General features: G+C 60.6%; 16 protein-coding genes. 8 read left to right on the top strand and 8 right to left on the bottom strand.

Translation table 11 applies throughout. The annotated features are described in order from the left end of the window. Window positions 1-43 precede the first annotated feature (43 nt). From JJD66_RS25015 to JJD66_RS25005, 3 genes are read right to left on the bottom strand one after another with little or no spacing between them, the layout of a single operon-like run. Complete coding sequence (locus JJD66_RS25015; RefSeq protein WP_200649284.1) at window positions 44-2,272, bottom strand: polysaccharide biosynthesis tyrosine autokinase; 2,229 nt, start codon at window positions 2,270-2,272, stop codon at window positions 44-46. 45 nt (window positions 2,273-2,317) lie between these two features. After that, a complete protein-coding gene (locus tag JJD66_RS25010) occupies window positions 2,318-2,758 on the bottom strand; it encodes a low molecular weight protein-tyrosine-phosphatase (protein WP_032899408.1) in 441 nt (146 codons plus the stop codon). Between the two features lie 35 nt (window positions 2,759-2,793). Then, a complete protein-coding gene (locus JJD66_RS25005; RefSeq protein WP_004577240.1) occupies window positions 2,794-3,756 on the bottom strand; it encodes an IS30-like element ISPpu17 family transposase in 963 nt (320 codons plus the stop codon). 303 nt (window positions 3,757-4,059) lie between these two features. Here JJD66_RS25005 and rfaH point away from each other — a divergent pair, with 303 nt between their 5' ends. The 3 genes from rfaH (at window position 4,060) to JJD66_RS24990 (ending at window position 5,342) form a co-directional block, all read left to right on the top strand. Further along, complete coding sequence (rfaH, locus tag JJD66_RS25000) at window positions 4,060-4,569, top strand: transcription/translation regulatory transformer protein RfaH (RefSeq protein ID WP_200649283.1); 510 nt, start codon at window positions 4,060-4,062, stop codon at window positions 4,567-4,569. Window positions 4,570-4,689: 120 nt separating this feature from the next. Beyond that, window positions 4,690-4,998 carry a hypothetical protein gene (locus JJD66_RS24995; RefSeq protein WP_023658750.1) on the top strand — a complete coding sequence of 103 codons (309 nt, stop codon included), beginning with the start codon at window positions 4,690-4,692 and terminating at the stop codon, window positions 4,996-4,998. After that, window positions 4,995-5,342 (top strand): hypothetical protein, encoded by a 348-nt coding sequence (locus JJD66_RS24990; RefSeq protein ID WP_200649282.1) that lies wholly within the window; start codon window positions 4,995-4,997, stop codon window positions 5,340-5,342. Before JJD66_RS24995 ends, JJD66_RS24990 begins: the two co-directional genes overlap by 4 nt. Here JJD66_RS24990 and JJD66_RS24985 read toward each other — a convergent pair. Beyond that, the gene (locus JJD66_RS24985) at window positions 5,294-5,917 is read right to left on the bottom strand and encodes a hypothetical protein (protein WP_200649281.1); all 624 of its coding nucleotides are present in this window, start codon (window positions 5,915-5,917) and stop codon (window positions 5,294-5,296) included. The two genes, JJD66_RS24990 and JJD66_RS24985, sit on opposite strands and share 49 nt — an antisense overlap. Window positions 5,918-6,144: 227 nt before the next feature. On the opposite strand from JJD66_RS24985, the gene JJD66_RS24980 reads away from it, so the two are divergent. From JJD66_RS24980 to JJD66_RS24970, 3 genes are read left to right on the top strand one after another with little or no spacing between them, the layout of a single operon-like run. Then, entirely contained in the window at window positions 6,145-6,384 is a 240-nt protein-coding gene (locus tag JJD66_RS24980) for a ribbon-helix-helix domain-containing protein (RefSeq protein ID WP_003089107.1), read from the top strand. Then, window positions 6,384-6,794 (top strand): putative toxin-antitoxin system toxin component, PIN family, encoded by a 411-nt coding sequence (locus JJD66_RS24975; RefSeq protein WP_003150546.1) that lies wholly within the window; start codon window positions 6,384-6,386, stop codon window positions 6,792-6,794. The genes JJD66_RS24980 and JJD66_RS24975 overlap by 1 nt, the downstream gene beginning before the upstream one ends. A gap of 3 nt (window positions 6,795-6,797) precedes the next feature. Beyond that, entirely contained in the window at window positions 6,798-9,791 is a 2,994-nt protein-coding gene (locus tag JJD66_RS24970) for a Tn3 family transposase (RefSeq protein ID WP_003299771.1), read from the top strand. 12 nt (window positions 9,792-9,803) lie between these two features. Here JJD66_RS24970 and JJD66_RS24965 read toward each other — a convergent pair whose 3' ends face one another. Genes JJD66_RS24965 through JJD66_RS24955 form a run of 3 tightly spaced genes read right to left on the bottom strand, consistent with a single transcriptional unit; the run spans window position 9,804 to window position 10,662 of the window. Next, window positions 9,804-10,016: a GDCCVxC domain-containing (seleno)protein gene (locus JJD66_RS24965; protein ID WP_003089113.1), complete on the bottom strand. Its 213-nt coding sequence runs from the start codon at window positions 10,014-10,016 to the stop codon at window positions 9,804-9,806. 7 nt (window positions 10,017-10,023) lie between these two features. Next, entirely contained in the window at window positions 10,024-10,299 is a 276-nt protein-coding gene (gene merP, locus JJD66_RS24960; RefSeq protein ID WP_003150552.1) for a mercury resistance system periplasmic binding protein MerP, read from the bottom strand. A gap of 12 nt (window positions 10,300-10,311) precedes the next feature. After that, complete coding sequence (locus tag JJD66_RS24955) at window positions 10,312-10,662, bottom strand: mercuric transporter MerT family protein (RefSeq protein WP_003089115.1); 351 nt, start codon at window positions 10,660-10,662, stop codon at window positions 10,312-10,314. A gap of 74 nt (window positions 10,663-10,736) precedes the next feature. On the opposite strand from JJD66_RS24955, the gene merR reads away from it, so the two are divergent. After that, entirely contained in the window at window positions 10,737-11,135 is a 399-nt protein-coding gene (merR, locus tag JJD66_RS24950) for an Hg(II)-responsive transcriptional regulator (RefSeq protein WP_003089120.1), read from the top strand. A gap of 75 nt (window positions 11,136-11,210) precedes the next feature. Further along, window positions 11,211-12,059, top strand: coding sequence for an AraC family transcriptional regulator (locus JJD66_RS24945; RefSeq protein WP_200649280.1), 849 nt, complete (start codon window positions 11,211-11,213; stop codon window positions 12,057-12,059). 22 nt (window positions 12,060-12,081) lie between these two features. Here the strand turns inward: JJD66_RS24945 and JJD66_RS28180 are convergent. Continuing rightward, on the bottom strand, window positions 12,082-12,274 hold a 193-nt coding region (locus JJD66_RS28180; RefSeq protein ID WP_234452331.1), incomplete at its 5' end, for a hypothetical protein.

Raw genomic sequence — 12,274 nt, 5'->3', positions numbered from 1 at the left:
TTTCCTGAAAACGTGACCTCTATCCTGCAATTACAGTGGTGAATCAGCTCCGATCAGCCTGGTACTCGTACTGGTAATACCCATAGTTGCCGTAGCCATATTTGGCCGACGCTTTCTTTTCAACGCCGTTGAAGATCGCGCCCCTGAGCACGATGCCGTTCTGGGCAAATCGGCGCATGGTGTGCTCGATCTCTTTTGCCGGGTTCAAGCCATAGCGGGTGACGATCAGGTTGGTCCCCGATTGCCGTCCCACGATGGCTGCGTCGGTCACGGCCAAGAGCGGTGGCGTATCCAGAATCACCAGGTCATACCGTTCGCTGACCTGCGCCAACAGTTCGGTCAGGTTGCGGTGCATCAGCAGCTCGGAAGGATTCGGCGGTATTTGCCCGCGGCTGATGATGTCGAGGTTTTCAATGCCGGTTTTGTGGATGGCGGATTCAAGGGTGCATTGATTGGAGAGGATGTCGGAAAGCCCATCCTTGGCCGGCACACCCAGCACTTTGTGCAGGTAGCCCCGTCGCATATCCACGTCAATCAACAACACGCGCTGCCCGGTTTGCGCGATGACCGCCGCCAGGTTCACCGAGACAAAGGTTTTACCCACCTCGGGGCTGGGGCCGGAAATCATGATCCGGTTATTCGGCGCCTCGAGCATCGCGAAGTGCAAACTGGTGCGCAAACTGCGCAAGGCCTCCACTGCCAGGTCCGTGGGGTGACTGATGGCCAGCAATGAAGAACCGGCATCGGCACGCCCACGCCCGCGGGTGATTTTGTCTTCTTCGACCTTTTGCAGCGTGCTGTACGGAATCGACGCGTACACCGGCAAGCCCAGTTGCTCGATGGCCTCGGGGCTTTCCAGGCCACGGTTCAGCGCCTTGCGCAGCAGCACCAGCGCCACCGCCAGGAAGCCGCCCAGCAGCGTCGCGATCAGCACGATGAGGATCTTTTTCGGCTTGATCGGCTTGAAGAAATTGACGTCTGCGGTGTCGATCAGGCGCACGTTGCCCACGGTGCCCGCGCGCATCACATCGAGTTCCTGGGACTTGTTGAGCAACTGGGTGTAAATGGCCGTGCCGACCTCGACATCCCGGGTGAGGCTCAGCAGTTCCTGTTGGGTGGAAGGCAGGCTCTCGACCCGGCTCGCCAGGCTCTGCTGCTTGCTGGTCAGCTCGCCGATCTGAGTCAGCAATGCGCGATACGCGGGATGCTGGCGGGTGAACTTGCGGTCCATCTCGGCCTGTTGCAGCTTCAGCTCGGAGATGCTGGTATCGAGGCCCACGATCTGGTCGAGAATCGCCTTGGTTTCCAGGGTGATGTCCACCGACTTGCTGCGGGTCTGGTATTCATTCAAGGCCTTCCCGGCTTTTTCCAGGTCCTTCTTGACCTCCGGCAGTTGCTCCTTGAGAAACGCCAGGCTTTGCGCCGCCTCAGCCGAGGTGCGCTCCACGTTCTGCCGCACGTAGATCGCCGCGATCTGATTGAGGATTTTGATCGCCTGGTCCGGCTCGGTGCTTTCCAGCGCCAGGCCGATCATGCCCGACTCCTTCCCTCGCTCGACCACATCCAGGTTCTCCTGATAGTCGAGGATGCTGGTCAGTCGCGCATTGCGGATCACCCGGAAACGCGTGCCGGGCTTGGCGCGCAGTTCTTCAATCTGGAATGCCACGCCATTTTGCTCGAACGGCTGCCCGGCCTCGCCGGCCGCCAGCACCTGGTCATCTTCATCCACCAGGGTGTAGTGCGCGTTTTCACCCACGGTCAGGGTCAGCTTCTTGCCCAATTGCCCGTCGGGCAGGTCCAGCTTGAAGATCTTCAGCGACTCGCCGCCCCAGGCGAAGCTGTCCAGGCCCAGCAGCGGCTCGGCGATTGCACCGGGGTTGGCCTTCTGGAAGCGGCGCGCCAGGAACTCACCCACTACCGGGAAGTACATCGGCTGTACGACGATATCGAGTTTCAGGTTGTCGACGGTTTTGCCAATCACGTAGCGGGACTGGATCAGCTCGATCTCGGTGGCCGACGGCGACTCCTTGCCCAGCATCCCGCCGATGTCCGAGAAGCCCAGCAAGTCGTTCTTTTTCGCTTCGACCTGCAGCAGGGCATTCGCCTGGTAGACCGGGGTTGCCAGCACCGCATAGGCGGCGCCAGTGACCATAAAGGCACCGGTCACCGCAGCGATCAGCCATTTATGGTCGATCAGTGTTCCAAACAGACCGAGGAGATCAATCTCCCCGTTATCGTCTTCCTGTACGGTGACTGCTGGCGTTTGCTGCATAAGTCGGATTCTTAGCCTTTATTTCGATTCAAAAAGGAGTGGCGATCAGCGTGCAAGACGCTGCGCCCATGCGTTTACAGCTTCTTCGATCAACGCATAAGCGTGCACAAACGCGGCCTTGCCTTGACGGTACGGGTCGCTGATCTCTCGCTCGTTTTGCCATTTGCCCAGCAGCAAGACCTTGCCTCGTGCCTCGGGCGCCATGCTGAGTACGGCATTGATGTGCTGTCGTTCCATGACAAGGATCAGGTCGGCTTCACTGATCGCCTGTGGCGCCAACTGGGTGGCCTGGTGCTTGTCGGCCGGATGACCGTGGGCTTCGAGTACCGCACGGGCGGTGGTTTCAATCGGCTTGCCGACCAACGCGGCAATACCTGCAGAACTGATCTTGATATCGGAGCACGGGAGTGCGCCACGCAAAAGACTTTCCGCGGTGGGACTACGGCAAATATTGCCAATACAGACAATCAACACTCTTTTAAACAAGGCACTATCCCCGGGCCATCCATTACCCCCTGAATTCAACACATAAGTGCAACGCTCACCCCTGTATGCACTTCGTACGGCGTCTTCCAGCCCAAGCGCTTGCGCGGGCGTAGATTGATCCTCGCTACTGTCCGATTGACGGCTTCGACGGTCAGCTTGCTGAAGTCGCTGCCCTTGGGGAAATACTGGCGGAGCAGACCGTTGGTGTTTTCATTGGTGCCACGTTGCCAGGATGAATAGGGGTCTGCAAAAAAGACCTGGCACTGGCTCCGTAGCGCGATGCGTTCATGCCCGGCAAACTCCCTTCCGTTATCCAGCGTCAGCGTGTGAGCGGCATGGCCCTGAAGCATCAGATTGATCGCCCGCGTTACCTGCCGGCGCGTTCTGCGCTTGACCGGATAGGCGCTCAGATAGCCGCTTTTGCGATCAACCAGGGTCACCAGGTTACCGCCCAGTCCATGTACCGTATCGCCCTCCCAGTCCCCCAGGCGCTCGCGGCTTTCGACCTCGGCTGGGCGTTCACTGATTGACACGCGATTACGCAGCTGCCCGCGCCGATCGTGGCTTCCATAGCGTTTCCGGTAGCGCTTTCGGCGATGTCGCAGATAGGTATAAAGCTCACCACCGGCGCGCTGTTCGGCGGCAATGAACCGATAAATCCACTCATGGCTGACCGCCCGGCTTGGCTGCTCCTGCTTCAACCGCTGGGCGATCTGCTCCGGACTCATGCCATGCTTGAGCCACACCGGGAGATGATGGCTGAGCCATGTCGCCGGCTTGCAAAACTTGCGCGCACCCGCTCGACGAGCATCACTTTCATGGGCCGCAGAAACAGCCTTGTAGATATTCTGGGTGCTGTTGCGGCGAACCTCGCGACTGATCGTCGAGGGATGCACGCCGACCCGCTTTGCAATGCTCGCCTGGCTCTCTGCGGCGCTCAAGCCAGCCTCAATCTGGTAACGTTGTCCCTGAGTCAGCTGCCGGTAATGCGTAGTCATCTGCGCTTGAATCCTTCGGTGTGAGAGCCTGGATTCTACCGGTGGCTGGCTCTCTGCCTCTCGTTTCAAGCGTTGCGCTTATTCTATGAATTCAGGCCCCATGAAGCAACCTCTTCAACTTCATTACTTCACGGCAGTATTTATTAACACGTAACCCTTACTTCCCCCAAAATTATCTCCGGACGAAAAATAACAACCACCGCCTTCAACCCGACAATTTATAACATTCATTACTTCGTCACCCCCACCGGCTTTAAATTACAGCCTTGTCACGTATCGCCCTATATAGGAAGAGGAACTCCCATGAGCGCAAATGCCAACAAAGCCTGGTACCTGGTCCAGTGCAAATCCCGGCAGGACGAGCGCGCCGAGGAGCACCTCCAGCGCCAGGGCTATACCTGCTTCCGGTCTACCTATAAACGCGAACGGCTGTTGAAGGGCCAGTGCAGGACCACCCGTGAATCGTTGTTTCCCGGCTATCTGTTCATTCAAATGAGCCAGCAGGACAGCTGGAGCTCACTGCGCTCGACCCGCGGTGTGTCGCGGGTGGTGGCATTCGGCGCGCACCCGTTGCCCATCAGCGACACGCTGGTGGACGAACTCCAGGAGCGCGACCACCAGGCCGTGGTGAGCGCCCTGTTGCAGCCCGGCGAAAGCGTGCGCATCAATGAAGGGCCGTTTGCCGAACTTGAAGCGGTCTTCCTGGCCATGGACGGTGAGGAACGGGTGGTGTTGCTGATGAACTTCCTGCAACGGGAACAACGCATCAACTTGCCATTGGCAGAAATCAGCCGAGTGCATAGAAGTGACTGATAGCGGCGCTGAACAGACAAGAAATAACATTCAACTTAATAACAGACTAAAAATAACATCCGCTTACTTTTTCACCTCTTGAGAATAAAGTAATACGTGAATTAACAGCGAGGGACGGCCATGAAAAGTTCAAAGCTATTGGTAGAGCGTATCGGCCTGTTTCCTTCTTCGGGAAACATTCACGTCAAGGTTAATAGTTCAACCACCGTTGTAGAACGCATGCAGGTGTTATACGCCGGCCATTCCCTGGACAGTGACGAATCCTGTACCGGGCTTTCAATGGTGTTCGCCGACTGGCGCTTCAAGTTGCAGGTGAGCAATCCCCTGTCCATCTGCCTGTGCGTGGAGAGCCGCGGCGACAGCCACCTGATGCAAATGAAGACGGCCGAACTATTGGCGAATATTTCCTGCACCGAGGAGCGGCCATGAGCATTTATGAGGATCTGAAACGGGCCTACGCCTTGAAAAGGCTGACGAACACGTTTGAAGGTTTCGTGGGCCTGGCACCGCACGAACAACTGCCGGCGGAGCAATATGCGCACAACACCCGGATCATGTCCCACTGGCTGGATCAGTTGCGCGGCAACTCACCGCAGGACATAACCGACACGTTGTTCAAGCAGATGAAGCGTTCGCAGCGCCGTGGCGATGCCCGGCGCTTCAATTGCCAGACGGTGCTGCTGGAGCTGCTGGTGGAAAGTAACCTGGCCCTGGACCTGGCCACTTACTCGGCGTTCAACTGCATGGAAGAGGTCCGCCAGGAAGGCTCCTGATGGGCCTGGTCGGCACCTGATACGGCCACTGCCACATGGTTGAGCAGCTTCTCGGCGTTGTACTTGGGTGCCATCGCACTTAACAACAGGATCACCATTCCCCCACCGATCAACGATGGGGAAACCCGCACTTCAACCACCTCAAGGCGCCACAGAAACGCCAGTGCCGCCATGCCGCCCAAAAAGCCACCGGCCAGTGCTTCGTTGAGTGGGTGAATATAGGGTGCCACGCAATAGGCACTGAACCAGCCGGCGATAAACATCCCGGCGATAGCTGCGGGCCAGCGCCACTCGGGGTTGACCCGGCGCGCCACCAGGCTCATCGCCACGGGCACCATCAACGACGTATTCATGGCGTGACCGCTGAGCACCGCAATATCCAGCTGCTGGAGCGCCACGCCCCAGCCCTTGAACAGCAACTTGCTGAACGCCACGATGGAATAGGTGCAGGCGATGGTCATCAGCCACCACTTGACCGCCTGGGGCCGGGAATACCAGAGCCAGACGGCGATCACCACTGCGGCCGGAATCATGACGGTGATACCGCCATATTGCGCCAGTTCTTCCCGTATCAAGTGCTGTTCCCTACCCGCAAGTTTTTCCCGGACCCATGAGACCTCAGGTCCGGGCAAAACACAACGACTTCAGGGCGCGCCAGCCAGCGATTGCGGCGAAAACACCTCGGTATCCGTCAGTTTCCCTACCTCTACCCGGTGCGGGAAAATCTTCGTTTTGTCGAACCATTGCATCGCCCTTTGTGATTGGCGTATAAACACACAAACACCTATTAGCGGAGAACGCTATGAATACCATTCGCTGGAATGTCGCCGTCTCGGCCGACACCGACCAGTCGCTTCGGATGTTTCTGGCCAGCCAGGGCGGCGGCCGTAAGGGCGACCTGTCGCGCTTCATCGAAGAAGCGGTACGGGCACACATCCTGGAGCTGAGCGCTGAGCAGGCCAAGGCCGCTAACGCCCATCTGAGTGAGGCAGAATTGACCAACGCGGTTGACGAAGCGCTCGACTGGGCACGTAAGCGCTGATGCGGGTCGTGTTGGATACCAACATCCTGTTCAGCGCCCTGATCTCGCCACATGGCGCGCCCGATGCGATCTACCGTGCCTGGCGGGCGGCGCGTTTCGAGGTGGTGACCTCGCGGATGCAACTCGATGAAATTCGTCGAGCCAGCCGCTATCCCAAGCTTCAGGCCATCCTACAGCCCGCCAAGGTGGGCGCCATGATCAATAACCTGCAACGGGCTGTGGTACTGGAGCGCCTGACCATCGAGGTCGAAGCCGATGATCCGGATGACTCGTTTTTGCTGGCCATGGCCTTGGCGGGCGATGCGGACTACCTGGTAACCGGTGATCGCCGCGCCGGCCTGCTGCAACGCGGGCACATCGAACGCACGCGGATCGTCACGCCCGCCGTGTTCTGCGTCGAGGTGCTGTGATCAATGCCGGTCGGTTTTCTGACTCAAGAGCAACGCGACGGTTTTGGCCGCTATGTTGATTCGCCCAGCCGTGAAGAGCTGGAACGTTACTTCCACCTGAGCGATGAAGACCGTGAAGCCATCCAGGTGCTGCGGGGTAACCATAACCGTCTGGGTTATGCCGTTCTGCTGACCACCGTCCGCTTCGTTGGCGTTCTGCCGGACAAGCCCGCCGCCGTGCCGGTGGAAGTCCTGCAGGTGCTTTGCCGACAACTGGCGATTCCAGACCCCGACTGCCTCCAGCGCTATAGCGATCATCGCCGCTGGATACATGCCACCGATATTCAGAACCGCTTTGGCTATCGTCATTTCACCGATCCGGGCATCGGCTTTCGCTTGAGCCGCTGGCTGTATGCCCTCTGCTGGACGGGCACCGACCGGCCGGGAGTGCTGTTTGAGCGAGCCACCTCGTGGCTGTTCACACAGAAAGTCCTCCTGCCTGGTGTGTCTCAACTAGAGCGCTTTATCGCCCAGTTGCGCAGTCGGGTCGAAGAACGCCTCTGGTTTACGCTGGGCCGCAGCGTGACTGAGGAACAGCGATTGCAACTGCAAGACTTGCTGACGGTGGCCGAAGGCAACCGCAGCTCCCGGCTGGATCAATTGCGCTCCGGCCCGGTCATGGTCAGTGGCCCCGCGTTGATTCGGGCACTGCGCCGGCTCGATGACGTGCGCGGCATCGGCATCACCTTGCCGGCGGCGGCGCACATCCCTCCCAGCCGTATCGCCGCCCTGGCCCGCTTCGCCAACACGGCCAAGGTCACCGCGATTAATCGGCTGCCGGCGTCGCGGCGGATGGCGACACTGGTGGCCTTCGCACTCTGCCTGGAGGCGACTGCGCACGACGACGCACTGGAAGTCCTGGAGGCCTTGCTGCGCGACCTGTTCAGCAACGCGGAGAAGGCCGACAAGAAAGCCCGCATGCGCAGCCTGAAAGACCTGGATCGGTCGGCCGCGACGCTCGCCGCCGCGTGCAAGGTCGTGCTGGACAGCTCGATCAGCGATGACAACGTGCGCGCCCGGCTGTTCAACGACCTGCCGAGGACCACCCTGGAAAAGGCCCTGGAAGAGGTCAACGCGCTGATCCGCCCGGTAGATGACGTCTATTTTCTTGCATTGGAAGCGCGCTACCGCAGCGTGCGCCGCTTCCTGCCCGACCTGCTCAAGCACATCCGCTTCGGCTTCAGCCCGGCCGGCAAGGGCGTGGCGGCTAGTCTGGAGTGGCTGCAACTGAACCTGCCGCGCCGGAAGCCAGAGGATGACGCGCCGCAGGAGATCGTGGCCAAGGCTTGGCAGAAGCACATCACCCGCGAAGATGGCTCCCTCGACATGGGTGCCTATGTGTTCTGCACGCTCGATGCGCTGCGCACGGCCCTGCGCCGCCGCGATGTCTTCGTCTCGCCCAGTTGGCGCTATGCCGACCCGCGCCTTGGCCTGCTCGACGGTGCCGAATGGCTGGCGGCGCGACCGATCATCTGCCGGTCACTGGGCCTGACCATCGACGCCAAAACCACCCTGGACGCCTTGTCCGTCGAGCTGGATGCAACCTGGCTGGCAGTAGCCGCGCGCCTGCCCGACAACCCGGCGATTCAACTGAGCGAGAACACCGAGGGCAAGACCGAACTGTCGCTCGGGGCGCTGGACAAGCTGGACGAGCCCTGCTCGTTGCTGCAACTGCGGGCGGCCGTGTCTGACCTGATGCCGCGTGTCGATCTGCCGGAAATCCTCTTGGAAATCGCCGCCCGCACTGGCTTTTCCGAGGCCTTCACCCATGTCTCCGAACGCAATGCACGCGCCGACAACCTGGTCACCAGCCTCTGCGCGGTGCTGTTGGGCGGGGCCTGCAACACCGGCCTGGAGCCCTTGATCCGCACCGACAACCCGGCGCTGCGCCGTGACCGGCTGTCCTGGGTCAGCCAGAATTATATCCGCGACGACACCCTGTCAGCGGCTAACGCCATCCTGGTCGGAGCGCAAAGCCAACTGGAACTGGCCCAAGTCTGGGGTGGCGGCGAGGTCGCCTCCGCCGATGGCATGCGCTTCGTCGTACCGGTGCGCACCGTGCATGCCGGCCCCAATCCGAAGTATTTCGGCACCGGCCGGGGTGTCACCTGGTACAACCTGATTTCCGACCAATTCTCCGGCCTCAACGCCATCACCGTGCCCGGCACGCTGCGCGACAGCCTGGTGTTGCTGGCGGTCGTGCTGGAACAGCAGACCGAGTTGCAGCCGACGCAAATCATGACCGACACCGGGGCCTACAGCGATGTGGTGTTCGGGCTCTTCCGCCTACTTGGCTACCACTTCAGTCCGCGGCTGGCCGATGTCGGCGGTACCCGCTTCTGGCGCACGCGCCCGGACGCGGACTACGGCAAGCTCAACGGGCTGGCCCGCCAGTCGGTCAAACTCGACCTGATCGCCGAGCACTGGGACGACCTGCTGCGCCTGGCCGGCTCGCTCAAACTCGGCCGGGTGCCGGCGACTGGCATCATGCGCACGCTGCAAACGGGAGATAGACCCACCCGGCTGGCCCAGGCGCTGGCCGAATTCGGGCGGATCGAAAAGACTCTGCACACGTTGACCTATATCGACGACGAGTCCAAGCGCCGCGCCACCCTGACCCAGTTGAACCGAGGCGAAGGCCGGCACAGCCTGGCCCGCGCCGTGTTCCACGGCAAACGCGGCGAGCTCCGCCAGCGCTACCGCGAAGGCCAGGAAGACCAGCTCGGTGCTCTGGGCCTGGTGGTGAACATCATCGTGCTGTGGAACACCCTCTACATGACGGCGGCCGTGGAACGGCTCAAGCAGCACGGCTATCCAGTGCTGGAAGAGGATTTGGCCCGGCTATCGCCGCTGATCTACGAGCACATCAACATGCTCGGGCGGTATTCCTTTGCGGTACCGGAAGAAGTTGCGCGCGGCGAGCTGCGGCCACTGCGTAATCCAGACGACGACCTGTGATCCCCCTAAACGCTATGAGCAACACCCAAGCTGCTGCTGGATCGGCGGGCACTTCACCGAGCCGAACGAACAGAAAACGCAGCAATCCCCTGGGTTGGGGCGCAGCAGCGCCTTGCAGTTGCTGCACTCGTAATAGAACTGGCAGGCGTCCGTGGGCATGGTTTCCGGCTTGGCGAAGCCGCAGCGCGGGCAAGTCAGCACGGACTCAAGGACAATGGCGCTCATCGTGACCTCACTTCTGCACTGTGGAGGGGTATCCCGCGTTCGCGGTCGCCTCAGTCAGTGCCTCGGGCTGGGCCTTATCGGGATCGTAGGTGACGGTCGCCGTCTTCTGGTCGAAATTGACCTGGACGTCACTCACGCCGGACACCTTCTCCAGCGACTTCTTGACCGTGATCGGACAGAGTCCGCACGTCATGTTCTGCACGTCGAGCGTGACGGTTTTCGGGGGAGCCGCCAGCGCCACGAAGGGCAAGGCGAAAAGCACGGCGATCAGCAGTTTGCGCATGGTTAATCTCCTTCAGTAGAACAGCGGGGCGAGCCACGGCACGGCCAATAGGCCGAGCAGCAGCACGCTGACGATCCAGAACACGAGTCGCTGTCGCACGAGCGTGCGCGGATCGGCGCAGGGTGTACCTGGCGTACAAACCTGTGGCACCAGGTAGAGCTTGCGGAATGCCAATCCCAGGAACAGTAGAGTCAACCCGATGAAGAGGGGGCGTAGTGGCTCCATCATGGTCAGAGCGCCCACCCACGTACCGCCGACACCGAGTGCCAACAGCACCAGTGGCCCGACACAGCACACCGACGCACCGATGGCGGTCAGCGAACTCGCGACCAGCGAGCCTTTCCCGGTGAGTTGCATCCCCATTCCCATCTCCTGAGCCTGATTGCCTAGGTGCTATTCTAAACTCCGTACCAAAGTACGGAATCAAGGAGAAAGTGATGGCCACAGAGCTGACCATTGGCAAGCTGGCAGACGCCGCCGGGGTGAACGTCGAGACGATCCGCTACTACCAGCGACGCGGGCTGCTGGATGAACCAGCCAAACCCTTGGGTGGCCATCGGCGCTATCCGGTGGACATGGTGAAGCGACTGCGTTTCATCAAGCGGGCTCAGGCGCTGGGTTTCACGCTCTCGGAAGTCGGTGGACTGCTGACGCTGGATGAGTCGTGCGCCTGTGCCGAAACGCGAGCACGGGCTGCACGCAAGCTCGCGTTGATCGAGCAGAAGATGGCCGACTTGGTCGTCATGCAGCAACTGTTAGGCGAACTGGTGCAGCAATGTGATGCGGGAGACGGCGGAACGATCTGCCCGATCATCGAGGCACTGATCAGAGAGTAATGCCTGGCGGGTGAGCTGGAGATCGGAAAGCCCCTTTACGGTGGGATTCAGAGCTTACGTTGGTTTTTGGTTCCATTGCTCCCCAAACCCCAAACCCGTGAGCCCTTGCGCCCGGCCCTCGCCGATGCAATTCCCCGTGCGGTGGTTGCAGTGAGCGCTTCAAGCACCTCTGCGAGTTGGGAGCACGCACCGCACCAGCACCGCAAGGGCCAGTTGATGTACACGTTGCGCGGGGTGATTCATTGCGTCATCGAAGAAGGTATCTGGATCGTGCCCCCCCAGTGCGCGTTGTGGATTCCGGGCGGCCTTTCCCATGCCGCGCGCGGGTCGGGGGCAGCGGATGTCTACTGTCTGTTGGTCGACCCCGACGCCGCCGGCGCCCTGCCCCGGCAATGCTGCACCCTGGCGGTATCGCCGTTGTTACACGAATTGATCAGCAAGGCCGTCAGCTTCCCACCGCTGTACGACACCGAGGGCGCCCAGGGCCGGTTGGTGGCCACGCTGCTGGACGAACTGGCACTGGCACCGGTGGAGGCCCTGCACCTGCCCATGCCCCGGGACACTCGGCTGCGGCGCCTGGCTGACAGTTTGCTGGCCAACCCCAGCGACAAGGCCACCCTGGGCGAATGGGCCGTACGCATCGGCATGAGCGAACGCAGCATGACGCGCTTGTTGCTGGAGGAGATCGGCCTGAGTTTCGGCCGCTGGCGCAGGCAACTGCATGTGATCCTGTCACTGCAGCGCCTGGCGAAAGGCGAAAGTGTGCAGACGGTGGCACTGGACCTCGGCTATGAAAACGCCAGCGGCTTTATCACCATGTTCCGCAAGGCCATCGGCCAACCGCCGGCGCGCTACCTGGCCGACCGCGCGAGCATCCCCCAGCACACGACGCCCGCTATCGCCTTGCTGGATTATTATAAATAGTCACGTATAAGCATTTTTAGAGCTAAGGGACTAGAAGGCTTAAATCATTCCAGCCAAAAAAAATCAACCCGCCTAAAATACTTATCGCACGGCGGCCGCGAAAACTGAGTGCAACACCTGACCTTTCCGGTACGGTGCTGCCCCTATGTCCTATTCCGAACTCAGCGTCGAAGAGCGCGCCATCATTCAACTCAGTCAAGCTCAAGGCTTCAGCC

The organism is Pseudomonas sp. MF6751, assembly GCF_016613265.1.
Classification (GTDB): Bacteria; Pseudomonadota; Gammaproteobacteria; order Pseudomonadales; family Pseudomonadaceae; genus Aquipseudomonas; species Aquipseudomonas fluorescens_BV.
The sequence above is the reverse complement of the archived record's forward strand: the minus strand, read 5'-3'. Positions and strand labels throughout refer to the sequence as shown.

What these genes read in the sequence shown, in the direction of transcription:
- JJD66_RS24995 (WP_023658750.1), top strand. Translation starts at nt 4,690, where the DNA reads ATGAAAAGTTCAAAGCTATTGGTAGAGCGTATCGGCCTGTTTCCTTCT.
- JJD66_RS24975 (WP_003150546.1), top strand. Translation starts at nt 6,384, where the DNA reads ATGCGGGTCGTGTTGGATACCAACATCCTGTTCAGCGCCCTGATCTCG.
- JJD66_RS24970 (WP_003299771.1), top strand. Translation starts at nt 6,798, where the DNA reads ATGCCGGTCGGTTTTCTGACTCAAGAGCAACGCGACGGTTTTGGCCGC.
- JJD66_RS24980 (WP_003089107.1), top strand. Translation starts at nt 6,145, where the DNA reads ATGAATACCATTCGCTGGAATGTCGCCGTCTCGGCCGACACCGACCAG.
- JJD66_RS24990 (WP_200649282.1), top strand. Translation starts at nt 4,995, where the DNA reads ATGAGCATTTATGAGGATCTGAAACGGGCCTACGCCTTGAAAAGGCTG.
- merR (WP_003089120.1), top strand. Translation starts at nt 10,737, where the DNA reads ATGGCCACAGAGCTGACCATTGGCAAGCTGGCAGACGCCGCCGGGGTG.
- rfaH (WP_200649283.1), top strand. Translation starts at nt 4,060, where the DNA reads ATGAGCGCAAATGCCAACAAAGCCTGGTACCTGGTCCAGTGCAAATCC.
- merP (WP_003150552.1), bottom strand. Translation starts at nt 10,299, where the DNA reads ATGCGCAAACTGCTGATCGCCGTGCTTTTCGCCTTGCCCTTCGTGGCG.
- JJD66_RS24965 (WP_003089113.1), bottom strand. Translation starts at nt 10,016, where the DNA reads ATGAGCGCCATTGTCCTTGAGTCCGTGCTGACTTGCCCGCGCTGCGGC.
- JJD66_RS25005 (WP_004577240.1), bottom strand. Translation starts at nt 3,756, where the DNA reads ATGACTACGCATTACCGGCAGCTGACTCAGGGACAACGTTACCAGATT.
- JJD66_RS24955 (WP_003089115.1), bottom strand. Translation starts at nt 10,662, where the DNA reads ATGGGGATGCAACTCACCGGGAAAGGCTCGCTGGTCGCGAGTTCGCTG.
- JJD66_RS25015 (WP_200649284.1), bottom strand. Translation starts at nt 2,272, where the DNA reads ATGCAGCAAACGCCAGCAGTCACCGTACAGGAAGACGATAACGGGGAG.